At 41.4% G+C, this 26,355-nt stretch carries 22 protein-coding genes; 9 read left to right on the plus strand and 13 right to left on the minus strand.

The annotated features are described in order from the left end of the window. Positions 1–120: 120 nt before the first annotated feature. Both FR7_RS18380 and FR7_RS18385 read right to left on the minus strand, forming a co-directional pair. Positions 121–3,276 carry an efflux RND transporter permease subunit gene (locus FR7_RS18380; protein ID WP_007937397.1) on the minus strand — a complete coding sequence of 1,052 codons (3,156 nt, stop codon included), beginning with the start codon at positions 3,274–3,276 and terminating at the stop codon, positions 121–123. Between the two features lie 12 nt (positions 3,277–3,288). Further along, positions 3,289–4,455, minus strand: a complete 1,167-nt coding sequence (locus FR7_RS18385; protein ID WP_007937398.1) for an efflux RND transporter periplasmic adaptor subunit — start codon at positions 4,453–4,455, stop codon at positions 3,289–3,291. Between the two features lie 322 nt (positions 4,456–4,777). Between FR7_RS18385 and FR7_RS18390 the strand changes: the two genes are divergently transcribed. Beyond that, positions 4,778–5,209 (plus strand): MarR family winged helix-turn-helix transcriptional regulator, encoded by a 432-nt coding sequence (locus FR7_RS18390; protein WP_007937399.1) that lies wholly within the window; start codon positions 4,778–4,780, stop codon positions 5,207–5,209. A gap of 318 nt (positions 5,210–5,527) precedes the next feature. Further along, positions 5,528–6,454, plus strand: coding sequence for a C40 family peptidase (locus tag FR7_RS18395; protein ID WP_007937401.1), 927 nt, complete (start codon positions 5,528–5,530; stop codon positions 6,452–6,454). 145 nt (positions 6,455–6,599) lie between these two features. Here the strand turns inward: FR7_RS18395 and FR7_RS23340 are convergent, their stop codons facing one another. Further along, positions 6,600–7,343: a mechanosensitive ion channel family protein gene (locus FR7_RS23340; RefSeq protein WP_237714904.1), complete on the minus strand. Its 744-nt coding sequence runs from the start codon at positions 7,341–7,343 to the stop codon at positions 6,600–6,602. A 433-nt stretch (positions 7,344–7,776) separates the two neighbouring features. Beyond that, positions 7,777–9,435, minus strand: coding sequence for an ABC1 kinase family protein (locus tag FR7_RS18410; protein WP_007937406.1), 1,659 nt, complete (start codon positions 9,433–9,435; stop codon positions 7,777–7,779). A 503-nt stretch (positions 9,436–9,938) separates the two neighbouring features. On the opposite strand from FR7_RS18410, the gene FR7_RS18415 reads away from it, so the two are divergent. Together FR7_RS18415 and FR7_RS18420 are read left to right on the plus strand one after the other, a co-directional pair. Beyond that, on the plus strand, positions 9,939–10,508 hold the full coding sequence (locus FR7_RS18415; protein WP_007937407.1) for a hypothetical protein: 570 nt from the start codon (positions 9,939–9,941) through the stop codon (positions 10,506–10,508). A gap of 11 nt (positions 10,509–10,519) precedes the next feature. Further along, a complete protein-coding gene (locus FR7_RS18420) occupies positions 10,520–11,086 on the plus strand; it encodes a CBO0543 family protein (protein ID WP_007937408.1) in 567 nt (188 codons plus the stop codon). A gap of 80 nt (positions 11,087–11,166) precedes the next feature. On the opposite strand, the gene FR7_RS18425 is transcribed toward FR7_RS18420, so the two are convergent. Together FR7_RS18425 and FR7_RS18430 are read right to left on the minus strand one after the other, a co-directional pair. Next, a complete protein-coding gene (locus FR7_RS18425) occupies positions 11,167–12,627 on the minus strand; it encodes a protein adenylyltransferase SelO (RefSeq protein ID WP_007937409.1) in 1,461 nt (486 codons plus the stop codon). Between the two features lie 293 nt (positions 12,628–12,920). After that, positions 12,921–13,541, minus strand: a complete 621-nt coding sequence (locus FR7_RS18430; protein WP_007937411.1) for a superoxide dismutase — start codon at positions 13,539–13,541, stop codon at positions 12,921–12,923. A 269-nt stretch (positions 13,542–13,810) separates the two neighbouring features. On the opposite strand from FR7_RS18430, the gene FR7_RS18435 reads away from it, so the two are divergent. Next, complete coding sequence (locus tag FR7_RS18435; protein WP_007937413.1) at positions 13,811–14,383, plus strand: hypothetical protein; 573 nt, start codon at positions 13,811–13,813, stop codon at positions 14,381–14,383. A 79-nt stretch (positions 14,384–14,462) separates the two neighbouring features. Here the strand turns inward: FR7_RS18435 and FR7_RS18440 are convergent, their stop codons facing one another. From FR7_RS18440 to FR7_RS18470, 7 genes are all read right to left on the minus strand, one after another. Then, positions 14,463–15,083 (minus strand): DNA-3-methyladenine glycosylase family protein, encoded by a 621-nt coding sequence (locus tag FR7_RS18440; protein ID WP_007937415.1) that lies wholly within the window; start codon positions 15,081–15,083, stop codon positions 14,463–14,465. Position 15,084: 1 nt separating this feature from the next. Beyond that, positions 15,085–15,543: a methylated-DNA--[protein]-cysteine S-methyltransferase gene (locus FR7_RS18445; RefSeq protein ID WP_007937417.1), complete on the minus strand. Its 459-nt coding sequence runs from the start codon at positions 15,541–15,543 to the stop codon at positions 15,085–15,087. 130 nt (positions 15,544–15,673) lie between these two features. Next, a complete protein-coding gene (locus tag FR7_RS18450; RefSeq protein WP_007937419.1) occupies positions 15,674–17,182 on the minus strand; it encodes a sensor domain-containing diguanylate cyclase in 1,509 nt (502 codons plus the stop codon). A gap of 170 nt (positions 17,183–17,352) precedes the next feature. Next, complete coding sequence (gene fdhF, locus FR7_RS18455; RefSeq protein ID WP_007937421.1) at positions 17,353–19,485, minus strand: formate dehydrogenase subunit alpha; 2,133 nt, start codon at positions 19,483–19,485, stop codon at positions 17,353–17,355. Positions 19,486–19,509: 24 nt separating this feature from the next. Then, on the minus strand, positions 19,510–20,028 hold the full coding sequence (locus tag FR7_RS18460) for a 4Fe-4S dicluster domain-containing protein (protein ID WP_007937423.1): 519 nt from the start codon (positions 20,026–20,028) through the stop codon (positions 19,510–19,512). Between the two features lie 128 nt (positions 20,029–20,156). Continuing rightward, positions 20,157–21,536 carry a [FeFe] hydrogenase, group A gene (locus FR7_RS18465; protein ID WP_237769554.1) on the minus strand — a complete coding sequence of 460 codons (1,380 nt, stop codon included), beginning with the start codon at positions 21,534–21,536 and terminating at the stop codon, positions 20,157–20,159. Between the two features lie 3 nt (positions 21,537–21,539). After that, the gene (locus FR7_RS18470) at positions 21,540–22,103 is read right to left on the minus strand and encodes a 4Fe-4S dicluster domain-containing protein (RefSeq protein ID WP_007937426.1); all 564 of its coding nucleotides are present in this window, start codon (positions 22,101–22,103) and stop codon (positions 21,540–21,542) included. A gap of 265 nt (positions 22,104–22,368) precedes the next feature. On the opposite strand from FR7_RS18470, the gene FR7_RS18475 reads away from it, so the two are divergent. From FR7_RS18475 to FR7_RS18490, 4 genes are all read left to right on the plus strand, one after another. Then, positions 22,369–23,271, plus strand: coding sequence for a LysR family transcriptional regulator (locus tag FR7_RS18475; protein ID WP_007937428.1), 903 nt, complete (start codon positions 22,369–22,371; stop codon positions 23,269–23,271). A gap of 24 nt (positions 23,272–23,295) precedes the next feature. Continuing rightward, on the plus strand, positions 23,296–23,949 hold the full coding sequence (gene mobA, locus FR7_RS18480) for a molybdenum cofactor guanylyltransferase (RefSeq protein ID WP_007937430.1): 654 nt from the start codon (positions 23,296–23,298) through the stop codon (positions 23,947–23,949). A 125-nt stretch (positions 23,950–24,074) separates the two neighbouring features. Then, positions 24,075–25,286, plus strand: coding sequence for a molybdopterin molybdotransferase MoeA (locus FR7_RS18485; RefSeq protein ID WP_007951356.1), 1,212 nt, complete (start codon positions 24,075–24,077; stop codon positions 25,284–25,286). A 37-nt stretch (positions 25,287–25,323) separates the two neighbouring features. Then, a complete protein-coding gene (locus FR7_RS18490; protein WP_007937434.1) occupies positions 25,324–26,340 on the plus strand; it encodes a molybdopterin-binding protein in 1,017 nt (338 codons plus the stop codon). The last annotated feature ends 15 nt before the right edge of the window (positions 26,341–26,355 follow it).

The raw sequence follows: 26,355 nt of genomic DNA on the forward strand, positions 1-26,355 counted from the left end.
TAAAAAAGTATGTTCCTTTGGTTTGTTTAGCGATTAAACAATACCATAAAGGAGACATACTTTTTTTACTATGACCATCGCGCAGCGATTTCGTTTTTGGGAGACGATTCTACAGAATAATTACCTAGTTACATTCTTTGAAATCTGTATGTCTACAGATTTTCCCTTACTTTTGCCGGACAGCTTAATTTTTTCTACCACTACAAACAGAACAGGAATTAAGAATATGCCAAGAGCCGTAGCTGCAAACATACCACCTACCACTGCTGTTCCCATAGAATTTCTAGCACCTGCACCAGCACCCGTAGCAATTGCCAACGGAACGCAACCGATAATAAAAGCTAATGATGTCATAATGATGGGACGCAGACGAATCTTTGCTGCTTCAATGGAGGCTTGAACAATATCCATACCATTATCCACTCGTACTTTTGCAAACTCTACAATCAATATGGCATTTTTTGCTGCTAAACCAATGAGCATAACTAAAGCGATTTGCATATATATGCTATTTTCTAAGTTCCGTGCATATTGAGTTAAGAAAGCACCAAATATGCCTACCGGAACGGTAAGTAATACTGCAAAAGGGACACTCCAGCTTTCGTACAAGGCAGCTAAGCACAAAAATGCGAAGGCAATCGCCATCCCAAATACAATGAGGGTTTGACTCCCTGAAAGTCTTTCTTCACGACTTTGACCGGACCATTCATAAGAATAGCCACTAGGCAGCGTTTTAGCAACTTCTTCCAGAGCGGCCATTGCCTGACCCGAACTATATCCAGATGCCTGAGTGGCGCTGATTTTAACGGCTTTAAGGCCATTATATCTTGTAATGGTCGCCGGAGCATTGATGCTTGTCGGTTTTATCAGCGTATTTAATGGCACCATTGCCCCACTAGAACTTTTCACAAACAGGTACCGTGCCGCATTAATATCTTTACGATAGGATGTTTCAGCTTGCACAATAACCTTATACGTACGACCAAATTCATTAAAATCATTAACCTGAGATCCACCAAGAAATACCTGTAAAGCCGAAAATACATCTTCAATGGCGACTCCCATGTTTTCAGCTTTTTCCCGGTCAACCTCAAATTCATAGCTGGGTGTATCAGCTTTAAAATTTGAAGAAATCGACCCAATCTCAGGACGCGCTTTTGCTGCAGTAACAAAAGCCTGGGACATGCTATCCAGGGCTTCCAAGGATCCCCCTTTTTGATCTTCCAGCATTAAAGTTAATCCACCCACAATTCCAAGTCCTGGTAATGCCGGAGGTGCAAAAGCAATGACTGTTGCTTCAGGCAAATGAGCGCCGGCCACAAAGGTTTGACCAATTTGAGCTTGTACAGCTAATTCAGGGCTGGTTCTCTCTCCCCACGAATCCAAGGAAACAAACATGGTTGCTACATTGGGCTTAGATCCTCCACCTAATAAATCAAACCCAGTTATAGACATAACATCGGAAACACCTGATTGAGAACTCACCTTGCCTAAAAGTTCAGACGTTGCTGCCTTCGTACGATTGGAACTGGCTGCTTCAGGTAAAGAAATAGAGGTAAGGAAGTATCCCTGATCTTCATCAGGCACAAAAGATGTAGGAACGATCTGTGATAATCCCACAATTGAAAGACATAAAACAACCAATGCAATCATACATAAATTTGCTTTGGAGATAGCTTTAGATAAGCCATTTCCATATCTTTCAATGTTTGTTTCAAACCAGTGATTGAACTGGTCAAAAAATTTACCAACCTTTCCACTATGAGCATTTGGATCATAAGGCTTAAGTAATAATATACAAAGTGCCGGTGTCAAAGACAAAGCGACAACAGCTGATAGAGCCATCGATACCGCAATCGTTAAGGCAAATTGCTTGTATAAAATCCCCATCATGCCACCAAAAAAAGCGACTGGAATAAATACAGAAGCCAGGACAAAGGCAATCGCAATTACGGGTCCCGTCACTTCACTCATGGCTCGCCGAGTGGCTTCTACTGGAGTAAGTCCTGAGTAACGCATGTGATGTTCCACGGCCTCAATAACAACAATAGCATCATCAACGACCAGCCCAATGGCAAGTACCATGGCAAATAAAGTTAAGGTGTTAATCGTAAATCCTAATACAATGAAGGCACCAAACGTTCCGATTAATGATACTGGAATGGCTAGCATGGGAATCAATGTGGCACGCCAGCTTTGCAAAAAAAGAAAGACGACAACTAAAACCAGAAGCATTGCTTCGGCAAGGGTTTTAATAACTTCAGTCATTGATTCACTAACAAATTTAGTGCTATCCACAACAACTGTATATTGCAAACCAGCAGGGAATGTTTGTGACGCATTCTCAAGAACTGTCTTTACATTTCCAATTGTCTCCAAAGCATTGGCATCACTGGTTAACTTAACAGCAAACCCTGTACTAATATGACCATTTACCGTGCTGTCGCTCGCATAAGATTTGCTGCCCAGTTCAACCCGGGCTATATCTTTTATATGAACAAACGAGCCTTCGCCTGTCGAGCTAACAATGATATTCCCAAATTCCTGGGGAGTTGTTAGACGTCCTTTTACTCTCGTACTATATTGAAATTCTTGCTGAGAATCATCAGGCATTTGTCCAATAGCACCAGCAGGCGCTTGAATATTTTGCTTTTTAATAGCATCAGTAACTTGGCTTATAGAAATGCCCATTTTTGCCATTTTTTCTGGCTGCAGCCAAATTCTCATACTATAATCCGAACCAAATTCTGATACTTCCCCGACACCTTTGACACGTTTTATCTGATCGAGAAGATAAATGCTGCCATAATTTTTTAAGAAATTCCCATCATAAGTGTCATTTGGCGACCAGAGTGTGAAAATCAGGGACATATCTTGGGATGATTTTCGAGTCGTAACACCGACTGTCTGAACATCACTTGGTAATGAAGAAGTTGCCTCTGATACTCGATTTTGAGTCTGCACCGCTGCAGTATCGGCATCAGTTCCAGACTCAAACTGAACACTGAGGGAATAAGAACCTGAATCTGTACTGGTGGAAGACATATAAGACATTCCCTCCACCCCATTGACTTGTTGTTCAATGATCTGAGCTACAGTTTGATCGATGACCTCAGCATTAGCCCCTTGATAGGCTGTACTAATGGAAACGGTTGGCGGAGATATCTGAGGATACTGGGCTACAGGTAAATTAAATGCAGCGGTTACGCCTATTATTGTTATGAAAATCGATAAAACAATCGCAAAAATAGGGCGATTAATAAAAAAATTAGACATTGAAAATCCCCCTTATTGCTTCGCCGGAATTTGCAATGCATCCGGTTGTATCATCGTTACTTGTAATGCTGATCCGTCTTTAACTTTATTGATACCTTCCACGATAATGCGATCATTCGCCGTCAGCCCATCCTGCACTAACCACATATTTCCAATTCGTGGCCCCATAGTCACAACTCTGCTTTCCGCCTTATTATCTTCTGTTACTAGGGTAACAAATGTCTTGCTCAACAATTCCGTTACTGCTCGCTGAGGGATGAGTAAAGCCCCTTGATGTACTTCTCCCTGTGTTACTACCCTGGCAAACATACCCGGCATTAGAATGTTTTGCGGATTACTGAAAGAAGCTTTTAGGGTAATTGTACCTGTTGTATCACTAACGCCCCTGTCGATTTGCTCAATATGACCGAGTACTGGATATTGGGTTCCATTGCTCAGCGTAAGTTTCAGATTATCCTTAAAAGTGCTTGGTAAAGTACCTTTTCCTAACTGGGTAAGGTCTAAATATTCATTTTCGCTCATACTAAACTGAACCCATACTGGATCAATGGATGAAACTGTAGCCATTGTCGTCGACCCGGCGGCTACATAATATCCAATGCTGACATCATTCACATCAATACGGCCATCAACAGGTGAGAGTATTAACGTATCTTGCTCATCCTCTGTTGCCTGCTGCAGACTCGCTTGATTCACTTCAACTTCCGCGGCAGCTTCAGCTGCTTGGGATACCTGTGTATCTAAAGTTTGTTGTGCAATACCATTAACAGCTGCTAATTGCCTGTATCTTTCCACATCTTTTTGGATATTATTAAGTGTTGCTTTCGATTTATTTAACTGCGCTCTAGCTGAATTTATCCCGGAACGATATTGTTTATTATCAATTCGAAACAATGGCTGTCCTTTGTAGACTGTATCGCCACCATTCACCATCTTATCTACAATATTGCCAGATACTTTCGACATGATTTTGACTTCATTTTTTGATTTTATTTGCCCCACAAATTCATAGCTCATTGGAGCATCCTGCTGAATTACCTGCATAGCTTTCACTTCTACTGCCTGGGGCTGGGCTTCTTGATTTTTTGACAACCAACCGTTGCGAACAACAATCATTCCTATCAAAATAACCACAATTATAATTCCTATGTACAACTTCTTTGAACGTTTAATATTCACTTACTCTTCCTCCCGTATTCCAAAGCTACTCGATTATTCCTGTTATATATTAACCATTTAATTAGTTATGGTTTACATCTAGATTACCGGTAAACCATTGTGCCAACCTTATAGCGTGTTCTTTGAGTCAATCATTCTATGTCAACAGTTAATGTCTTGAACCCCTATTTATTTCATGCTATACTGTAAACAAATAAATACTGTATCTTTTTATTTACAATTCACAATTATGAATTGTAAATATTTATGTACTAAATGGTAAGCTTTATGATAAGCTTTTTACTCTCTCATGTCAATCTAAATAATAAGGAGTGTAATTCTTTTGAGCTCTACAAATACCGCTGAAACCATTCTTAAATTACTTCCTCTTCTTAATAAAAAATTTATCCGCTCAATGAACCTGGAACTTAGAACAATCCTCACTTCCATGCAAATTAATGTATTAGTTGTTTTAGTAGAAAAAAAAGCTACAATGACAGAACTCTCCAATGAAATACTTATACCAAAGCAGCAAATGACACCTCTTATCGATAAATTGGTGTCCGAAGGTTTCGTCCAAAGAGAATATGATGCGATCGATAGAAGAATTATCAGGATAAGCATAACTCCACTAGGATTGGATATACTTGTTAAAATTAAAGAAAAAGCCCTTGCAGTGTTAGAGACTAAACTAAAAAAATTGGATCAGAATGACTTGTTATGTCTAAATAAGGCTTTAACCGACATCTGTAAAATTATCAATAAGATCACTTAGTCTAATGGACCAAATCAGCGTATTTTTGTGTCTACTGTACACCTGTAGAAGACCGTTATCGCTGGGGGACAGGGGACAAATTGATTGTCCCAAAGCGATTAAATTGCCCCTTATTCACTACTAAATTAAAGGGAAGCTATCGATAATCACCTTATAACAGATTATCGATAGCTTCCCTTTAATATTTTCTAAAATCTGCTCCTTTCACTAAGAATATGCATATTATGTAATATAGTCTCTATAAATGATATTTAAATAGGAAGACTCGTATGCAGTCTTATAGACTCATTCAATTCTATATCAAAGGAAAGTGACAATATGGAACAATATGCAAGGCAGATGGCCTTTGGTGCTATTAATGTACCGTTGGCGATCTTTTGGACTAATCCAGATGTTCAATATCGAAGGATCAGCTTAGCTGCTGCTGCTAATCCTGCGTCATGGTCACAAAGCCTGGATGTACAGCAAAGACTATGGCTGGTTAATAAAGTAAATACCATGGCAATATACGGCGAAAGAGTCGCAATACTAGATGCACAAAAGAACTGGCTGCAAGTAGCCGCAATAGGACAACGCACCAAAGATAATAAATGGGGCCAAGCCGGCTGGGTACCGGAAAACCAGATCAGCTATAATAGTAATTATCTCGCAGAGCAATCCTGTTTACCTCAGGCTGTAGTATCTGTACCAAAGACAGCGTTATTTTGGGATACAACCTGTTGGACCCAGCCCATTAACGAACTCAGTTTCCAAGTCCGATTGCCCATCCTTTTAGAAAGGGAATCTGTTTTTAAAGTTCGTCTACCAGACGGCGGCACAGGTCATGTCTCCCGATTAGAAACAAAAAAAGTCTCTGAACTTTTCTTTTCTAGAGAATGTATTGTGGCGCAAGCCAGGCAATTTTTAGGGTTGCGCTATTTGTGGGGCGGAACTTCCTGCTATGGGTTTGATTGCTCTGGCTATACCTTTCGGCTATATCAGTCCCAAGGCATATCCCTTTACCGCAACTCTAGACAACAATCACAAGAAGGTATCCCAATAGAGGAAAATAATCTTTTGCCCGGTGATCTCGTTTTTTTTGCAAGTGAAGGCGGTAAAGGCAACATTCATCATGTAGGCATGTGCGTGGGAAATGGCATAATGATTCATGCTCCATCGAGCAGATCTGCAATAGAAGAGAGTCGATTTGATATTGGTCACTATCATGAGGAATACTGGGGCGGTAGGCGTTATGTCTACTGCTGAAACATGAGCATGATGTATCTCCTTCGTATATATAAAAGAGTACCACCAGCTATCATTGGATAACATTGGTGATACTTTTATTGTTTAAATCAACTACCCTTGGCGAATTCCTCCAGCAAGGGGTTACCTGCTCCAAATTGACTGCTCATTGCGGTAACTGAATGATTATTCCTTCTTGTTTGTAACGCGCATAAATTCTCTTGATGAATTCGTGGCAAATGAGCTGCTGATCCGTTACAGCTTTTATCCGCAAGATAACATTGAAGCTAATACTGGTCCCGTTGAAACCACCGTACCGGATATAAGGTTCAAAATTTTTAACGCCGCCCTCGGTTTCTTGAAGAATTTCTTTTGCCACCATGCAAGTAACCTTTTCCACATGATCCAAATCACTTTCATAACTGACTCCTATGGGAATGGAGATAAAACATTCTGCAAAGGGCTGAGCATAATTAGTGATGATAGCAGAAGCAATTGTTTTGTTGGGTACGACCGCCATGTTCTCAGTAGGAGTTTTTATTGTGGTATTACGCCAGTTCATATCCACTACATGGCCTTCTTCGCCGGTCGACAGTTTAACAAAGTCACCCATCTTGATTTGCCTGGACACCAAAATGTTGATTCCGGAAAATAAAATCGCCAAAGTGTCCTGCAGCGCCAAAGCTGTAGCCAAGCCGCCAACGCCCAAAGCGGTGATCAACGGAGAGATCGAAACTCCAAAAGATTCAAGCAAAATCAATATGCCGATGGCATAAACGGTCAAGTCGATTGCTGTGGCTATAATCGAAGTGGAAGCGAAGTTTTTGGATGCTTTCCCAAGCTTATGCTTAAGGTATTCCCTTAAAGGTTTGCTGCAGCAGGGGATAAGAGATTTTTGTTTTTGCTGCAATTATTTTGAGCAGTTTAGAAAACACCAACCGGAGTATGATGATGCCTAACGCTAAACTAATGAAGAAAACTGCTAAATGCGATTTGAAGCCGCCGTTTGTGATTCTGATTCCTATTTCATTGAAAATTCCAAGCATTGTTTCCTCCATAATACAAAAAAAACATTTACATACTATATATATTGTTTCGTTAACTATTTTCTTTTTTCCCTGCCATTGCACATTACCATTATTTGTATATAAGTATATAAGATGAAGTGATTGCTCATTTATTTGCCCATATAACAATTTTTATTTTCTCTACTGTCCGCTCCCGCTCCCACTTCTTTATATTTAAATCGTCTATTAGGTCAATCTAAAAGGAATGAGCCCTGTATTCATTCCTTAAGAAGGACAAAATTAATCTCCCTTTTTATCATCTTTTTACGAATCTCATCACCGACGAGAATGACGGTGCCAATGAAGCACTCTTTCAGCCCGTTTGCGCAAATTATTTACCAATAGCAAGGCAAGAACCCCCATAATATACAGTAATAAAACGGCTATGTCTTTATGCCCGCTGCTCCAAAGCACAGCCGCTCCGATCCCTGTGCCTGTCAACAAAATAGTCCACACTAGTCGATTTGCCAAAGTCTCCTGAAACCGTAACTGTCTCAAAACAGGTCCCATTTCCACCTTAACTTGGACATCCCCGGCACGAAGATCCCGTAAAGTCTGCTCCAGTAATGGCGGAACCTCCACCCCCGCTAAAACTACTTTTTTGGTCTTCTGCCAAACCAATTGCAGAAGTGAAAATTCTTGACCAAGAACCTGTTTTGCGTAGGGCTTAATCACTGCCAAAATATTCATATTCGGATCTAACCCTGTGGCAATCCCTGATAGGGTCCCCACAGCTCTGCCCAAAAAGGTGTAATGTACGGGAATTTGAAAGGGCTGAGAGTAAATGAATTCACGTAATTCTTCTAAAAGCCCATCAATTTTTAGTTTTCCTAGCTCCTCCAACTGCATATCTTGCAAGCCAGCCAATAACAAGGAAATTGCCTTTTGCAAACTTAAAAGATTGGCAGCCGGCTTAATAAATCCCAATTCTTGCAAAGCATGAGACACTTCTTCAGCATTACTGTTGATTACTCCACCAATCAGTTTACGGACAGCCTTTTTGTTATGGTCTGTAATCCTGCCCACCATACCAAAATCAATAAAAATAATGCCACCATCCGGTCTCACAAATAAGTTACCGGGATGAGGGTCGGCATGGTAAAACCCGTGTATTAAAGCTTGCTTAAGGTAGGAATCGACTACATTGCCCGCCACGTTTTTTGGGCTAATTCCTGCTGCTAACAAACCGGCACGATCTGTCACCTTGTACCCCGAGACGAACTCCAGAGTCAACACCCGCTGCCTTGAATATTTCGGATAAACAGCTGGCACAGAAATCATCGGATCGTCTTGAAAATTCCTCCGGAACCGTTCAAGATTAGCCAGTTCCTGCCGATAGTCAAGTTCTTCACGAATGGTAGCACTAAATTCAGCATAGATAGCATCAAAATCAGCATACTGCTCCCATTTAGTAAAGACCTTTACCATCCAGATCACAGTTCGAAAGGCTGTGAGATCGATTTCAATAATCTTCTCAATCGATGGCCTTAATACTTTCACCGCCACCACTTCTCCAGACAGCAAGACAGCTTGGTGTACCTGTCCAAAGGATGCCGCAGCAATGTGATTATCATCAAACTGGGCAAATAGCTCTTCCACCTTGCCCCCAAGTTCCAATTCAATTACTTCTTTGATCTTTGCACTACTCACAGGTGGTACTTGATCTTGCAGCAGAGCCAATTCTGTAATATATTCCACAGGAAGTACATCAATACGGGTACTAAAGAACTGCCCTACTTTTATCATCAATCCCTGTAGAACTAAAGCAGTCTCCCGAAAGCGAATGGCCTGATTACGATAAAGTTCAGGTAGTCGGGCCTCTATTTTAGGACCATATATTCTACGCAAAAGATTATACCAGGCAATCTCTATGAGAAATCCTGCAAACAGCTTGAAAACGGCCCCTGTCCGTCGTATTTTAGAGTGAGTTATCATATTTTCAACTCCTATCCAGCATCAGCTATTTTTATCTTATTGTAATAACGAGACTGTCTTTTATGTCCCTTTCATCAATCATTTTGACAATCCCTTTAAATGCCTATTAAAATATTTAGCATACACAACTTTTTTGCTCTTACATACCATTATTATTGAATGCAATAATTCATCCGCATTACAGCTGCGCTGAGCCTATGGGCTACTATAAGGATCGCAGAATCTTAAATAGTTTGTCCAGGGATGCTTGAATATAATGCGCAGTCTCCTTATCAATTAGTAACAGTTTCAAAGCTAATCAATAGTCAGCAACTTCAAAATAAAGACAAGGAAAAAATTTGTAGGAATAATGGTCCTTATTTCAAAAATTTTTAACAAAGTATGGTGCAAAAAGCGCTATCAGTGAACGTTTTGATAGTTTGAAGACACACCCTCGGATGCAAGGTCCTCTCTTGTGGCATAATAAAAACAATTCAACTGTGTATTGATTAAGGAGGCAACATATGTTACTTGCGGTAACAGGCTCTGCAGCTGAGATAGAAATACAAAAAATGCTTACTTCTGTTCATATCGAGAAATGGCTGCAGGAAGATGTATTTCAATTTAAGTGGTGGCTTCTGCTAGGATTGTTTACGTTAACCATCGCCCTGTGGTGGAGAATGCTTAATAAGGCAAGAATACCGGAAATCCTGCTATATACTGTTTTAACAACAATTGTCATGATGAGCATCGACGAATGCGGCGAAGAATTAATTCTATGGGTCTACCCAATTTATTTACTTCCGGTATTTCCGGTTATAACAGCTATTAATTTATTATTTGTATCTCTGGTATTATCCCTTACCTACCAATACTTCCCGACTTGGAAGAGTTTTAGCTCGGCTGCTATTATCATTTCCGGCTTACTGTCTTTTATCTTTGAGCCCGCTCTGGCGTGGGCTGATTTCTATCGATTGCTGAACTGGAACTATGGCTATAGCTTCCTGCTATACATCGCTGTGGCGCTGTTCATCAGAGGAGTAGTTGTTCTTATCTTTTCCATTGCCGAAAATGCTCAAAGACATTCTAGTTAAGGAGGCAAGCTATGTTTTTCGATACCGGAATAGCTACAGCTGTAGAATTGCAGAAGCTGTTAACTTACTTGCGTATTAATGAGTGGCTGCAGGATGATCTTTTTCACTTTCGATGGTTCTTTTTGCTAGGTGTCTTTGCTTTTTCTGCCCTCGTTTGGTGGAAATTGGTGGATAAATCCCGACTGCCGGAAATCACCTTGCATGCCGGTTTAACTGCCATCATTACTCTCGTTCTGGATGAAATGGGGGAAGAGCTGACCCTCTGGGAATATCCTGCTGATATTATTGCAATATTTCCGCCTTTATCAGCAGTAGACCTGGCTAGCTTACCAATGATCTACTCTCTTATTTACCAGTATTGCAAGACCTGGAAAACTTTTTTGTGGGCAACACTGCTAATGGCGACCATATTCTGCTTTATATTGGAGCCGCTGCTGGTGTGGAGCGATTTTTATCTGATCCTTAAGTGGAAATATTATTATGGCTTCCCCATCTATATTACAATGGCAATATTCATTAGATGGATGGTTCTTAAAATATATGCTATTGCTAGGAAAAGCAAAGAAAAGCAAGTATGACCAACTCGGTGCAAAGCTAAGCGGCTTTGCACCGAGTTGGTCATCAAATTTCTCTTTTGCTCTACGCTTATGTTCTTATATCAAGTACCGCAAAAAGTTTGGTAAGGATGAGTAGATGGCCCAGGCAATTTGGAGTAATCAGCCTGTTCGGGGGAGTGGGCGTAGGGGCTTGAAAGAACAGCAAGAAGCCGCTCCATCACGCTGTAATCACCTTGCACTGCGGCTTCTAGTGCGGCTTCTACCCGGTGGTTGCGAGGGATTATCCCGGGATTGCTGTTTCGCATCAATTGATGGGAAGCTGCTTTCGCTTCCTGCTGCCTGCCTAATCTTGCCTGCCACCGCTCATTCCACTGAGAAAATTCAGCGGTTCCAAATAGTACCATATCTTCTGCAGTATCAAAAGTTAATGCGCGGAAAGTATTGGTATAATCCTCACGATACTTATGCATCATATTGAGGAAGTCTTCAATAAGGGATTCATCCTGTAATTCTTCATTGAATATTCCCAGTTTTGCCCTCATTCCCGCGAGCCAATTACAGCGATATAAGCCAGTAAACTCTAAAATTGCATCCTGAGCTATTTTGACAGCCTGCTCCTCATTGTCATGCAGCAGCGGCAACAGAGTTTCAGCAAATCTTGCGAGATTCCACCCGGCAATATGCGGCTGATTGCCATAGGCATAACGGCCCCTCATGTCAATAGAACTGAATACGGTTCCCGGATCATAGGCGTCCATGAAGGCGCAGGGACCATAATCAATTGTTTCGCCACTCAGAGCCATGTTGTCTGTATTCATCACCCCGTGTATAAAGCCAACCAGCTGCCATTTGGCAATCAATGCCGCCTGGCGCTTGATCACTTCCTGCAGAAGAAAAAGGTAAGGATTATCAGCAGCCTCAGCTCCCGGAAAATGCCGCTGCAATGTATAATCTGCTAAGGACTTGAGATCTTCAACTGTTCCCCATTCCGAAATGTATTGAAAGGTACCGACACGCAAGTGACTGGCAGCCACGCGGGTCAGGATGGCACCGGACTGTTCGCTTTCGCGGATTATTGACTCACCGCTTGTCACCACCGCCAGGCTGCGGGTGGTTGCAATATCAAGTGCATGCATTGCTTCACTAATGATATATTCTCGAAGCATCGGTCCCAATGCCGCTCGACCATCACCACGGCGGGAGTATGGCGTTCTGCCTGAACCCTTGAGCTGAATATCAAATCGTACACCCAGGGGAGTGATCTGCTCACCAAGCAGCACAGCCCGCCCATCCCCTAACATGGTAAAATTGCCGAATTGATGCCCCGCATACGCTTGAGCAAGAGGCAAGGCACCTTCAGGAATCCGGTTGCCAGCGAGTACCGCAACGCCCTCTTTGCTTTGCAGCACCTGGACATTCAACCCCAGATCTGCTGCCAGTTGATCATTGAGAATGATCAACTTCGGCGAATGTACAGCCGTTGGATTCTGTTTGGTAAAAAGGGATTCCGGCAGACGGGCATAACTGTTGTCTAGATTCCATCCTGTTACCATCTTTGTCATCATATCTCCTTTCCTTTTGGTATCCCAGTTTTATATAACAAAAAGCATAAGCATTCTATGCTTATTAGCTTACCTTCTACACCAGCATAAGGTAGACCCTTTTAGTGTCTGCTGCTGCCAATTTTATTATACTCAATCAATGAGATCTTCCACACTGCCAACATTTTTAATCATATAACGAAATCGTTATCCAGGATCATCCTTGACCTATTTAAAAACAAGACTCCGTGCTCAGAAAAGCAACGGAGCCTCACAATTACTGGAATCGTGTTATTTATTTGTCTGCAAAGCCATTATGTAATAGACGCTTCGTATAATCTAGCTACCTCTTTCCAGTCAATTACTTGAAAGAAGCCTTCGATATAATCCGGACGCAGGTTTTTGTACTTTAGATAATAAGCATGCTCCCATACATCAATAGCGAGAATGGGTATCCATTTGCTGCCCGGTTCCATAAAAGGATTGTCTTGATTGGGAGTAGAGCTGATTGCCAGATTTCCTGCAGAATCGGTGGAAAGCCACGCCCATCCTGAACCAAATCGGCCAATCGCTGCAGCTTTTATTTTTTCTTTAAAATCTGCAAAACTTCCGAATACTTTCTCGATTTGTTTTGCTAAAGCCCCTGTCGGTTCTCCGCCCCCTTCAGGTGACATAATTGTAAAATAGAGATTGTGATTATAGTATCCGCCTCCATTATTCTGGATAGCAGTTCGCAGCGCTGTATCGGAAATAGCAGGAAGATTTGCCAAGATTTCCTCCACAGTCTTGCCGGATAGCTCTGGGAGTTTTTCCAATGCTGCATTAAAATTATTGGTATACGTTGCATGATGCTTGCTATAATGCGTCCTCATGGTAAGTTCATCAATATGAGGCTCCAATGCCTCAAATCCATATTTTAATTCTACCTGTTTCATCTTAGAAACCTCCTTTGATTATCTGTTTGTATTTATATCATACTATCCTAGTAGGAAATAGTCAATATGTTTTAGTGATTTTAATTATTTAATAATTATTATCATAGACTTTTATTGCTGATTAGCGATGCAGCATACACACCTATTATTTACTTTTACATATCACAACTCCCTCAGACTGCAGCTATAGGCTTTCTTTTTATGTTATGCAGGAATACTCAGTTATTTGTGGTAATAATAACTTTAATAATAAAATGAGGAGTGACATTGTGGTTGACATATTTTTATTAACTGCCCTTGGGGCTATTGGGGCTTTGGCTTATTCAATCTTAAAAAGCAATAAATTAAAAAAGAGAGTCCGTACTTTAGCTGTCCAGTCAGATGCTATCGTCGCCCAGATTGATGGTTTTAGAGCTTCAAGTGCGTGTACAATTGTCAATGGTATGGATTTGTCGGGATTTCTGTATGTTGACGTAGAGTCAAAACGATTTTGCATTGTATCAACCAATATGTCATATAAACTATTTGAGCCTAACGATATTCTAGATGTTTCAATCGTTGAAAATAATCCGGCAATTATTACCGAAACACAAATTACTGATAAAATTCGCAAGGCTTTATTGGACGGTTTAAAACCTGTTAGCGGCTTGATTCGTAATAAGAAAGACTCCAATGTAAATAATATACATGTTGTAATGCATGTAAAGGACTCCGACCATAACACGGTCATGATCAATTGCCTTCCCGTTAAGACCCAGAGGAATACTCCAGCATATGAAAATGCAATCCATATAGCTAATAGCTGGCAAGAATTATTAAAAGCATTGATGCATTCCGCTTAAAAATTGCATAGGAGATGAAAGAACGCCTGCCGAATCTGCATAGATTCTGACAGGCGTTTAAAGTTGATTTCTTTGCTCATTATGATTCAAAGGATAATTTCCAGAGATAGATAGACGCTACGGAGCCGTAAGGAGAATATTGTTTCTTATATTTCTCAAATTGTTCTTTTGTAATCGTTGTTAGATTATAGAGGTTCATCATGCCCCGTCTTATGGCAATATCGCCCCAGCTAACAATGTCAGGGCGTTCCATTGAATTAAGAAGCAGCATTTCTGCTGTCCAGACACCAATGCCATTTATTTGTGATAGGCGCTTGATAACCTCTTCATCTGGCAGGTCATATAGTTCTATAAGGTTCAAACGGCTATGCATCACTGCTTCACCAATATTTTTAATATAAATCGCTTTTCTTGTAGACATACCGCATTGCTGAATTTCCTCCACTGTGGCCAAAGCAATCTGCTGCGGAATCATCTCTTCAAAGTGGAGCTGCATTCTATGCCAGACCGTATACGCTGCCTTAACGGAAATCTGTTGTCCAACAATAGCGTAGATCAGAGCTGCAAACAGGTCCGGAATAACCTCACGATCAATCTTTCCCAATCGCTTCATCGCAGCTCCGAGTATTGGGTCGACATTTTGTAAATACTCAATTTCTCTTTGACCATATGCAAAAAACTTTGTCTTTACTGTTTCCATACTATTTTTCCAACTTCAAAAGATATTCTTTAACCTGGAGCCCGGCAGCATAGCCAACCAAATTTCCATTTGCACCTATGACTCGATGGCATGGAATCAAAATCAACATGGGATTTTTGTTGTTAGCCATGCCAATGGCACGAGAAGCCTTTGGCTGGCCAATACTCCTTGCGACATCTTTATAGCTTCGTGTTTCACCACAGGGAATTTCTTGCAGCGCTTTCCAAACTTTCTTCTGAAATTCTGTACCTTCTGGAGCAAGAGGAAGCGTAAAGGATTTACGTTTTCCTGCAAAATATTCCATTAGCTGCTTACCTGCTTCTTTTAGCACCGCTGTTTCTTTTACAACAACCTCCTGGGGAATGTGTTCATTTTTAATAAACAAATTTGTAATTGCACCTTTGTTTTCCGCAATTCCAATTTCCCCAATATTGGTTTGATAGAAGAATATATGTTTCATGGCCCTCTCCCGCACTTTTATAAATTACCCATTCATTCCGTATCTTTATTGTACGTTATACAAGCTTTAATTGTCTTGCGGAATATCACTTTTCAATTCTCACAATAATTTCTCGACATTCAATACTTCTTTATACCATGTCAGCTGGATACTCTGTTACTTTATTTCTAGTTTCCTTACTCATATAAAGTGCTTTATCAGCGAAAGCTAGCAACTCATCTATGGAATCACCATTTTTAGGATAAGCTGCAACACCAATACTTACGGTACAGCCACTTAGTTTCTTGGCACACTGCAAGCGTATCTCTTCCGCATAAGAAATAACCATTGTATCGGAGACATTCCGCAAAATAATTGCAAATTCGTCTCCGCCAAACCGAAATAAGGATCGAAATCCTACAATAGATTGTGCGATAACCGTAAATTCTTTTAAAATATCATCACCGGCTAAATGACCAGAAATATCATTTTGCTTCTTAAAATTATCCAGATCCAATACCATAACACCTAATGTAGTAAGAGATCCAGCTTGCAGCTCTCCTCGCAGTAATTCCACTATTTTATCAAAAGATCTGCGATTATAAGCTCCAGTCAATGCGTCAATATCTGCCGCTCCTTTTAAGGTACTATGAACTTCTTCTAATTTTCGAATCGTATCATTATAGCTTTGAATCATTTCTCCGAATTCAGCCGCATAGCCAGTTAAGGCAATCTTCTTATAGTTTCCTGTCCTGACAGAGCCAAAAGCTTCTATTAATGTCTCAAAAGGCTTCATATATCGGCGCACCGTATACGTACCAATGATGACAACTATAAAAAACGTAAATATTGACACGGCCAATATCTGGTAAAGCATCATATTACGATACTGTGTTATCTCGGCAGTAGGTGTACCCACAATAACATACCAATCCAATTGAGGCACCTTGCTGTATCCAATATAATTTTCAATTTCAGAATAATTCTTCATAATGGTTGAACCTGTCATGCCTTGTAAACTTTCAATGATTCCCCCTTTCTTACCAATACGTTCCTGAAGTGAATGATATACTACAATCCCTTGCTGATCAGTAATTGCAATATATCCGTTTCGGCCAAAGGATTTATTATCAAACATCATTGCCAGTTTATTATCGTACAGCCAAACAGTCGCCACAACCACACCAACTACAGTACCATCCTCAATAATAGGGGTGGAAATCGCAACTACTTCACGACCTTGAGCACTTTTATAAACGCCGCTGATGTATGTCTCTCCCTTTATTCCATGCTGAAAATAGTCTCTTTTTGATAAATTTACTCCTGATGTCTTTTCAGGCTGACTCGAAACAGAAACATTCCCTTCTTTATCAATAATAAATATCGTATTGACTTCGGGAATCACTGCATTTATTTTATCAAGAAGCTCTTTATCCTTTCTAAGAGAAGGATCGGATGCAATGATTGCCATGGAAGCCTCAATATTTTTAAAATAGGCTAGTAACTGCTCACTAAGATTATTTGCAGCTTTTTCGTTGGTAGCCAATAACAACGAACTGGTATTTGCAAGGAAAAATCGATCAAAAGCAATAAATTGAATAAAACTGCTAATAATGACTAATGAGCAGAGTAATAGTATGAATTTATGCAAAAATCGCATTGAATCTGATCCTCCTTTCAAAAACCGTATTATTTAAGACATTATTCTGCTTTTTTCAACAAAAACCTGCTATTATCTAGGAACTGCTCCAATGGTAAAATCTAGGGACAGAGTACTATTCTATAAAAAAATGGCGTCAGCAACATTTGCGACGCCATTTTTTTATAGAATTAACAAAACATCTTTTTCTTCAGTTTGCTATATTCACTTTGTACATAACCTTCTGCCCAATCCTGATCTTCAATAGGTTCAACTTTTACAGCACAGTATTTATACTCTGGCGTAAAAGAGATCGGGTCAAGATGATCGATGGTTAATTCATTACAAGCACCAATCCACCAATGATAGGTCATATACACGGCACCTGTATTTACCCGCTCAGTAGAAAGTGCTCTTGCTATGACCTTCCCACGCCGGGAAGATACCCACACCAGTTCCTGATCCTTAATATTCAATGCTGCAAGATCCTCAGGACTCATTTGTATATAACCTGGCTCATCTGCCAAAACCTGTAAAGCAGCGCAGTTTCCTGTCATTGTCCGAACCGAATAATGACCAATTTCTCTTACCGTACATAATACCAATGGATATTTCTTGTCAGGCATTTCTTTCGGTGAGCGGTATTCCGATGCAAAGAGAAGTCCTTTTCCACTTGGAGTATCAAATTTATTGCCTTCATATAGATATTTTGTCCCCACGGAATCTTCACTGGTACAGGGCCACTGGATGCTCCCCAGCTCCTCCAGACGCTTATAGGTAACTCCAGCATAAATGGGACACAGCGTTCTTAGCTCTTCCCAAATTTCTTCTGTCTTACTATATTTCATAGGATATCCCATAGCAGTTGACATCAAGGAAATGATTTCCCAATCGGGCTTCACATCGCCTTTCGGCTCAATTGCCTTATTGAATTTCTGAAACCCCCTGTCTGCTGAAGAATAAACTCCCTCATGCTCTCCCCAAGAGGTAGCTGGAAAAATAACATCTGCATGCAGTGCCGTTTTATTCATGAAAATATCCTGGACGATAACAAGTTCCATACTGGCTAATGCTTCTCTAACGCCTGCTGCATCAGGATCGCTTTGCACAGGATCTTCACCAAATATATAGTACGCTTTCACTTTGCCTTCTTTTGCCAGATGAGGAACTTCTGTCAGGCGGTAACCAGGCTTTGCCGGTAAGGATACGCCCCAGGACTTTTCAAACTTACTCCGGATTGCGTCATCCTCCACTGATTGATAACCCGGAAATAAGTTAGGAAGTGCCCCATGATCACAGGCCCCTTGTACATTATTCTGCCCCCGCACTGGACCTACGCCTACATTCAGACGTCCTAGATTTCCTGTCAGCAAGGCTAGGGAAGACAACCCTTTTACAACATCCACGGCTTGACCAAATTGAGTAACTCCCATTCCCCAGAGAATAGTCGCACTAGGAGCTTTAGCATAGGTCCGTATGGCCTCTCGAATATCCTTCGCAGGTATTCCTGTAATACTTTCAGCATATTCCGGTGTATACTTTGCGACATTTTTTTTGTATTCTGCAAAACCTTCTGTAAAATTTTCTACATACCGCTTGTTGTATAAACCTTCTTGAATCAAGACATTTCCGAAGGCATTTACAAGAGCCATATTCGTACCATTCTTAATAGGCAGCCATAGATCGGCAATTTTAGCCTGCTCCGTAAAGCGGGGATCGGTAACAATCACCTTTGCCCCTTTTTCCTTTGCTTTAACGATGCGGCGCGCAACAATCGGATGGGATTCTGCCGCATTATAGCCAAAAATAAAGACGCATTTTGTATCTTCAATTTCAGGAATGGAATTGGACATTGCCCCATTTCCTAAGGTAGCTTGCAAACCTGATACCGAAGATCCATGACAGACCCGGGCACAATGGTCAATATTATTCGTTCCCAGGGCTGCCCTAACAAATTTCTGCATAATATAATTGGCTTCATTTCCAGGGCCGCGAGCCGATCCCGTAGCCATAATTGCATCAGGACCATACTTTTCCTTAATCGCCTGCAATCTGGTTGCAGCAAAATCAATTGCCTCTTCCCAGGACACTTCCTCAAATTCATCGGTACGGCTGCGCCTTAATAGCGGTTTCATTAAGCGGGCAGTAAGGCGCTTTGAATTCTTAAGAAAATCCCAGCCATAATATCCCTTCAAACATAATTCACTTTCATTTGTACGGCCATTTCCAGGCTCAGCGCCTATAACTTCCCCATCTTTTACCGTTAAATAGATTTGACAGCCGCTGCCGCAATAAGGACATATCGTTAAGACTTTATTAGCCATTTGACACCCTCCATTCTTTTCCTATTATCTGCTGCTCGTTACTCCAAGAGCCGCTCGTTTGCGTCTATTTTGCATCTGTTCCACCATTTTAGAACCACGGACTTCATAAAGAGCCTTTGTTGGGCAAACTTTAATACAGGAGGGGCCCCCATCTTGTTTGCGGCACAAGTCGCATTTTAGTGCCTCCACTTTACTTTCACCTTGTGCAGGCGCCGCAGTGAGCACCAAATCCATCGCACCATAAGGACACGCCATCAAACACGCCTTACAACCGATGCACCTCCCTTGAATCACTTGCACAGACTGATCTTGCTGCACGATCGCTTGAGCAGCACAAGCCTTAGCACAGGGTGCATCTTCACACTGGTGGCATTGAATCGGCGTAGTCACTTTTGCAGTCTTTACAACCCTTAGTCTTGGCGAAAAATTTTCTACAGTCAGTTTTTCAAGAGCTTGCTCCTTTTGATGCGCCATTACACAGGCAACTTCACACGTACGGCAGCCAATACATTTCCCAGGATCTGCTATTACAAAGTCATTCATATTTCTACCTCCTAAGTCTTCTTTATGTATAATATATAGCCGTAAACAGGCAAAGGATGAGCATAACTATAAGCGTAGGTTAATTAGAACGGCGAAGCGTTAGTTATGCTCATCCTTTGCCCTAAACCTCATCGACTAGGCTTATAGTGGGTATGCAAAAGTTTGTGGGATTTATGACCCAGGGGTTCTCCCAAAAACTTTTGATAAATATCTTGTATTTCTGGATTTTCATGAGACTTTCGATAGCGCTGCTCTTCATCATGCTGATAGGTGCTGGATTTACGATTTTCATAGGCTTTTCTTCCATCGACGGGCAAGAGCATTTTCGGTTGACCACCACCGCTGATACAGCCTGCCGGACAGGTCATGACCTCCATAAAGTGAAAATCAGCCTTTCCTCTTTGTATATCTTCCAAAATGGGAATTACATTTTTCAATCCTGAAACCACAACGGTTTTAAGTTTTAATGCACCAGTATCCAATGTGACCTTCCTGACACCTTGTTCACCTCTGACACTTGTTACGTTCACATTTTCAATCGGTTCTTTGGTTATCAGTTCATAGGCAGTACGAATCGCTGCTTCCATAACACCGCCTGTTACCCCAAAAATCGTACCCGCTCCGGAGTACATGCCTAAAGGTTTATCAAAGCTTTCTTCAGGCAGAGCATTAAAATCAATCGCCGCTTCCTTAATAAGATAAGCTAATTCCCTTGTGGTTAAGACTGCATCCACATCCTGATAGCCGCTAGATTTCATCTCAGGCCGATTAGCCTCAAACTTTTTACAGGTACAGGGCATGATCGCAACGCTATACACCTCTCGGGCATCGACCCCATCAACACTCGCACCATAGGTCTTAAACATGCTTCCCGCCATTTGCTGCGGTGATTTACAGCTTGATAAATGATCAATCAGCTCAGGATATTCATTTTCCACAAACTTTACCCATGCTGGACAACAGGAGGTAAACATCGGCAGTGATCCGCCCTCTGTAATCCTCTTAACCAATTCACTGCCTTCTTCCATGATGGTTAAGTCAGCAGCAAAGTTCGTATCATATACTCGCGTAAAACCCAAACGCTTTAAGGCTGCAACCATTTTTCCTGGTACCAGGCTGCCAAGGGGCATTCCAAATTCTTCGGCAAGAGAGACTCTGACTGCCGGAGCGCATTGCACCATGGAAAATTGTTTTTTGTCTGCTAATCGCTTCTTTACTTTAAAAAAGTCACCATGATAATAAGCAGCAAATAGTGGTTCTTTCACAATAGGCATATTCCGTTCTTTCAGTCTTTGGCTGCGAGACGTCGCATACTGTTCAAAAGGAGAATCATAAGCGCTGCATATTTGCACACATTGCCCACACATGACACATTTAGCCACATTAACAGACTGAGGCTTACCTTCTTCACCTTCAATCGCATCTACAGGGCAGACTTCCGAGCATCGACCACATCCTGTACAAAGTTCTGCATCTATTTTAATATTTTCTTGTAGTTTTTTAGCCACCACTTATCCCTCCCTGACCATGAATTCGTTGTGGAATCCACTCATCTTATTGGCCGCCTCAATACGCCGCTGTGTTCGTTCTTTTACCATATCAACATATTGAAGGGCTTCACGGGGACAAGCTTTTACACATGCGGGCGCTCCCCCACATAGATCACATTTACTAGCAACAACCTCTGGTTCATCTCGCAGACGGTCCTCTTCATCTCCTACACGTTCTTGGCGAGAAACAATCAGTTCAATGGCTCCAAAAGGACAAGCCATTATACAGCTTTTACAACCAATACAGCCTGCTTCATCAATTACAATCCGATTGCTCTGCTCTTTAATCGCTGACACTGGACAGCTCTTTAAACAAGGAGCATCTTCGCAATGGCGACATTGAACAGGCATTGTGATCTCAGGAGTTTTGACGAGATACAACCGTGGATTCAGGGAAAAATTCATATTCCCTACGGTCTTAATTTCTGTATCCAAATGAGCAACAGCACAGGCTACTTCGCAGACGCGACAGCCAATGCATTTTTTAGAATCTGCCAAAACAAATGAATTCAAATTACGGCTCAACTTCAAACGCCTCCATTCTTTACTTCTACTTAACGATAAAGATTTAAACACGAAGACACGAAGAGTTTGAAGAACACTGCTTATTCCCTTCGTGTTTTCTTCTGCTCTTCGCGCTTTTTAGTATGTATGCGAAAATAAATTATGATTTGACTATATAAGTCTTTCAGATTACAATTATATCAAAATTTATTCCATACTAATAATACTAATAAGATTCATCTTCCATACTTTTTAGGTATTCGTGCTTTATAGGAGAGTGCTTTTTATGATAAGTCTACGTGAAATACAATATTTTCTTGCCATTGCACAAGAAGGCAACATCACAACAGCCGCTCAGCGCTTGCATATGGCTCAGCCTCCTCTTAGCCGGCAAATGAAACAGCTGGAAGAAAATTTAGGTACAAAGCTTTTTGAACGTGGTCATCGAAAAATTCAACTTACAGAAGCAGGACGTTTGCTGCGCAATCGGGCAGAACAATTACTTAAGCTGATGGATACAACGGTAAAAGAAATCAAAGACATCGATTCTGGTGCCTATGGAACACTATCCATCGGTACAGCCTCCTCCTCTGGAGTAACCATTTTACCAAAAGTAGCGCGTATCTTTCGCAATCACTATCCTGATTTAAAGTTTGAGCTATGGGAAGGAGAGTCAATTCGCATTATTGAACTCTTAAATGCAGGATTAATTGAAATCGGTTTAGTACGTTTCTCTTTTGATACGGATACCTATGAATCCATCGAGCTGCCTAAAGAACCTTTAGTGGCTGCCATTCATAAGGATAATACTGGACTTCTAGAAGAAGAAGGCGATTCCATCCCTTTGCAAAAGCTCATGGATCAGCCATTAATGATCCATCGTAAGTATGAAATCATTATTACAGAACATTGCCAACAAGCTGGTTTTAACCCGTATTTACTTTGTAAGAGTGATGATATCATGCCGATTTTAGCCTGGGCTGACGCGAATGTAGGCATAGCAATTGTGCCGCGGGCCGCGATTGGTCTTATTCCCAATACCAACCTGGTATTTAAGACCATTAATGATCCTTGTATCAATATTGCATCAGCCGTTATCTGGATGCGTAATCGTCACCTGTCGGCTGCTGCCCGTCATTTTCTTACTTTATTCACAAGCATTACCCAAGACCCCTCTCCTCTGCCCTAAACTTAAAAAAGGAGATATAAAACCTTGAATCAGCAGCAAATCAGTGCCGTTATCTTAGCGGGAGGCAACAGTACGCGAATGGGTCAAGACAAAGCCTCCCTCCCCTGGGGCGATCATGATATTCTACACAGTATTATTGAATGTATGGAGAAGATCTCACAAGATATTCTTGTCATAAGCAATCAGCCCCGCAGCTTGCCTTCCTCTGTCCGGGTCTTAAGGGATATCATTCCCCAATGCGGCCCTTTAAGCGGAATACACGCCGGTCTGCATTATGCTCAGTATGCTACTGCTTTTGTTATTAGCTGTGATATGCCTTTTGTTATACCAGAAGCTGTGCAAACGATTTTAAACTACGCAGCAGCTAACAAAGAGCGAGATGCGGTACTGCCCCTATATCACGGTAAAATACAGCCACTCTTTGCCTCTTACCAAAAAAGTTCCCTCCCAGTCATTGAACAAGCTTTGTGCGCAGGTCATTACAAAGTGTCATCTCTTTGCAGCTTGCTGAATTGCTTCTATCTATTAGAAGAATTCTGGCCGCCCACCATCAACTTGGAACTCTTATTTAAAAACTTGAATTCTTTCCCTGACTATCAACAAGCCTATATGTATAAGAAAAACGCTTCGCGTCCTTTAAAAATAAGACCTTTTGAACCGCGAAGACGCGAAGAATAGGAAGAACACGAAGTAAACATACTCGACCTATTAACTTCGCCTCTTCGCGCCTTCGCGGTTCCGTGTTTTTGCTCCAAAAAAGCTTATAAATTCTATACTATGATAACAAAAGCAGGTGATTTAAAATGATTGTACTAGAAGATGCCCTTACCCTTTTATTAAACCATGCACCACTGCCTTGCAGTACCACGAGATACCCTCTGGCAGAGTGTTTTGGCCGTATTTTAGCAGAAGATATTACTTCCACCATGGATTTTCCCCCTTTTAATCGTTCCCCGTTAGACGGGTATGCGGTACAACTGAAAGATATTGTCCACGTGTCCCCAGAACATCCTGTCCTGCTCATGCAAATCGAATCCGTACCTGCAGGATCAGTTCCTTGCAAAATTGTCACTTCCGGACAGGCAACACGAATCATGACGGGCGCCAAAATTCCTGAAGGTGCTGATGCCGTCGTTCGCCTAGAAGATACTCGCCTAGTCAATGATCAGATTGAAATACTGACTGCCGACAAAGCAGCAACCAATATTTGTTCTCAAGGTGAAGAAATTCGTATCAATGAGAAAGTATTAACAACAGGCACTCTCTTAGAAGAAGGAGCACTTGGGCTCTTGTCCATGTTAGGACAGGCCAATCCACTGGTCTTCCATAAACCAAAGATTTGTATCCTTGCCACAGGCAGTGAACTTTTGTCTCCTTCTGCTCCTATGAAACTTGGCAAAATTCGCGATTCCAATAGTTATATGCTATTGGCAAAAACCCTTAAGGCTGGAGGAGAGCCTGTTTTACTTGGACATGTAGAAGACAATTTATCCTCTATCATTACAAAGCTTTCTGAGCTGCCTGATCTGCCTGTATATATTACAACAGGCGGCGCTTCTGTTGGCGATTATGATTTAATGGAAAAACTATTTCAGGAACTGCAAATCCCCCTTCTCTTTAAAGGCGTAGCAATGAAGCCGGGCATGCCTGTTTTAGCTGGGGTTTGGAAAAACTCCTTACTCATTGCTCTATCTGGCAATCCCGCAGCTGGCAGTGTTTCCTTCGAGATGCTAATCAGCCCGCTGATTCGTAAAATTACAGGATTACGGAATTGGAACCACAAAAAGACGATTGTAAAGCTTTGCGGTACCTTTACGAAAACTTCGCCAACTCGCCGTTTTGTTTGGGCACGCTGGTTTATGAAACAAGGTTTCATCTTTGCAGAACCATTGTCTCATCAAGGTAATGGAATGCTGAAATCTGCCTTAGAAGCCAATGCATTACTTGAAATCCCAGCTCATAATTCCCCTATAAAAGACGGAACAGAGCTAGAAGCAATCCTTTTACATCTATAAAACGGGTACCATTCTTCCTAAAGGAGCGTTATTCTTAATGAAAACCATACATGTAACCAATGCTGTCGGCTTAGTGCTTGGTCAAGATCTAACGAGAGTTGTCCCTGGAGAATTCAAAGGAGTAGCTTTTCACAAAGGACATATTATTCGTTCTGAAGATATTCCAGTAATGATGAACATGGGCAAGGATCATGTCTATATTTTGGAACTTGGTCCCGGAGATGTTCACGAAAATGCAGCAGCCGAGCAGCTTTCACTGCTGTCAGCAGGCGCTAATATCATTCAGGAACAAGCCAGTGAGGGCAAAGTCAAGATGCTGGCTGATACCTTTGGCTTATTGGATATTCATATCGATAAGCTATTACAAATTAACGAGATGACCGGAGTCGCTCTATCCACTCTGCATTCTGGCACACTCGTCAATAAGGATGAAGTCGTTGCTACTGCCAAAATCATTCCATTAACGCTGCCACAAGACACCTTGGATCATATTGAAAGAATCTGCGCCTCTGAAAAAATCATTTCCATTAGACCCATACCAGCAAAAAAAGCTGGCTTAGTTGTTACTGGCAATGAAGTTTTTTATGGTCGTATCAAAGATCGATTTGAAGAAGTCATTCAGAAAAAAGTATCAGACTTAGGCAGCTGCCTGTCACAAACTATTTTTGTGCCAGATGATATCGAGAAAGTTTCTGCCGCAATTAAAGAACTTTCTCGCGAAAATGATTTGGTCTTTGTCACTGGCGGCATGTCTGTCGATCCTGATGACGTCACGCCCCTAGCAGTACGTCAAACTGGTGCAGAGGTTATTGTTTACGGCAGCCCCGTATTGCCGGGTGCTATGTTTCTATTCGCCTATCTTAATGATACACCCATTTTGGGTATTCCTGCTTGCGGTATGTTTAGTAAAATTACTGTTTTAGATGTCATCCTGCCTAAAGTTCTTATTGGAGATAAAATTACGTCCCGCTTCATTGCTTCCTTAGGTCATGGAGGCTTATGCCGCACCTGTAGCGAAGGATGTCATTATCCTAATTGCTCCTTTTGCAAATAATAAACGATTGCTAAA

This window comes from Pelosinus fermentans DSM 17108, from assembly GCF_000271485.2.
GTDB classification, from domain to species: Bacteria; Bacillota; Negativicutes; order DSM-13327; family DSM-13327; genus Pelosinus; species Pelosinus fermentans.

Bases quoted from the DNA above. Each gene is read 5' to 3' on its own strand.
- FR7_RS18380 (WP_007937397.1), bottom strand. From the start codon at position 3,276: ATGTCTAATTTTTTTATTAATCGCCCTATTTTTGCGATTGTTTTATCG.
- FR7_RS18395 (WP_007937401.1), top strand. From the start codon at position 5,528: ATGGAACAATATGCAAGGCAGATGGCCTTTGGTGCTATTAATGTACCG.
- FR7_RS18410 (WP_007937406.1), bottom strand. From the start codon at position 9,435: ATGATAACTCACTCTAAAATACGACGGACAGGGGCCGTTTTCAAGCTG.
- FR7_RS18415 (WP_007937407.1), top strand. From the start codon at position 9,939: ATGTTACTTGCGGTAACAGGCTCTGCAGCTGAGATAGAAATACAAAAA.
- FR7_RS18420 (WP_007937408.1), top strand. From the start codon at position 10,520: ATGTTTTTCGATACCGGAATAGCTACAGCTGTAGAATTGCAGAAGCTG.
- FR7_RS18425 (WP_007937409.1), bottom strand. From the start codon at position 12,627: ATGACAAAGATGGTAACAGGATGGAATCTAGACAACAGTTATGCCCGT.
- FR7_RS18430 (WP_007937411.1), bottom strand. From the start codon at position 13,541: ATGAAACAGGTAGAATTAAAATATGGATTTGAGGCATTGGAGCCTCAT.
- FR7_RS18440 (WP_007937415.1), bottom strand. From the start codon at position 15,083: ATGGAAACAGTAAAGACAAAGTTTTTTGCATATGGTCAAAGAGAAATT.
- FR7_RS18445 (WP_007937417.1), bottom strand. From the start codon at position 15,543: ATGAAACATATATTCTTCTATCAAACCAATATTGGGGAAATTGGAATT.
- FR7_RS18450 (WP_007937419.1), bottom strand. From the start codon at position 17,182: ATGCGATTTTTGCATAAATTCATACTATTACTCTGCTCATTAGTCATT.
- fdhF (WP_007937421.1), bottom strand. From the start codon at position 19,485: ATGGCTAATAAAGTCTTAACGATATGTCCTTATTGCGGCAGCGGCTGT.
- FR7_RS18460 (WP_007937423.1), bottom strand. From the start codon at position 20,028: ATGAATGACTTTGTAATAGCAGATCCTGGGAAATGTATTGGCTGCCGT.
- FR7_RS18475 (WP_007937428.1), top strand. From the start codon at position 22,369: ATGATAAGTCTACGTGAAATACAATATTTTCTTGCCATTGCACAAGAA.
- FR7_RS18485 (WP_007951356.1), top strand. From the start codon at position 24,075: ATGATTGTACTAGAAGATGCCCTTACCCTTTTATTAAACCATGCACCA.
- FR7_RS18490 (WP_007937434.1), top strand. From the start codon at position 25,324: ATGAAAACCATACATGTAACCAATGCTGTCGGCTTAGTGCTTGGTCAA.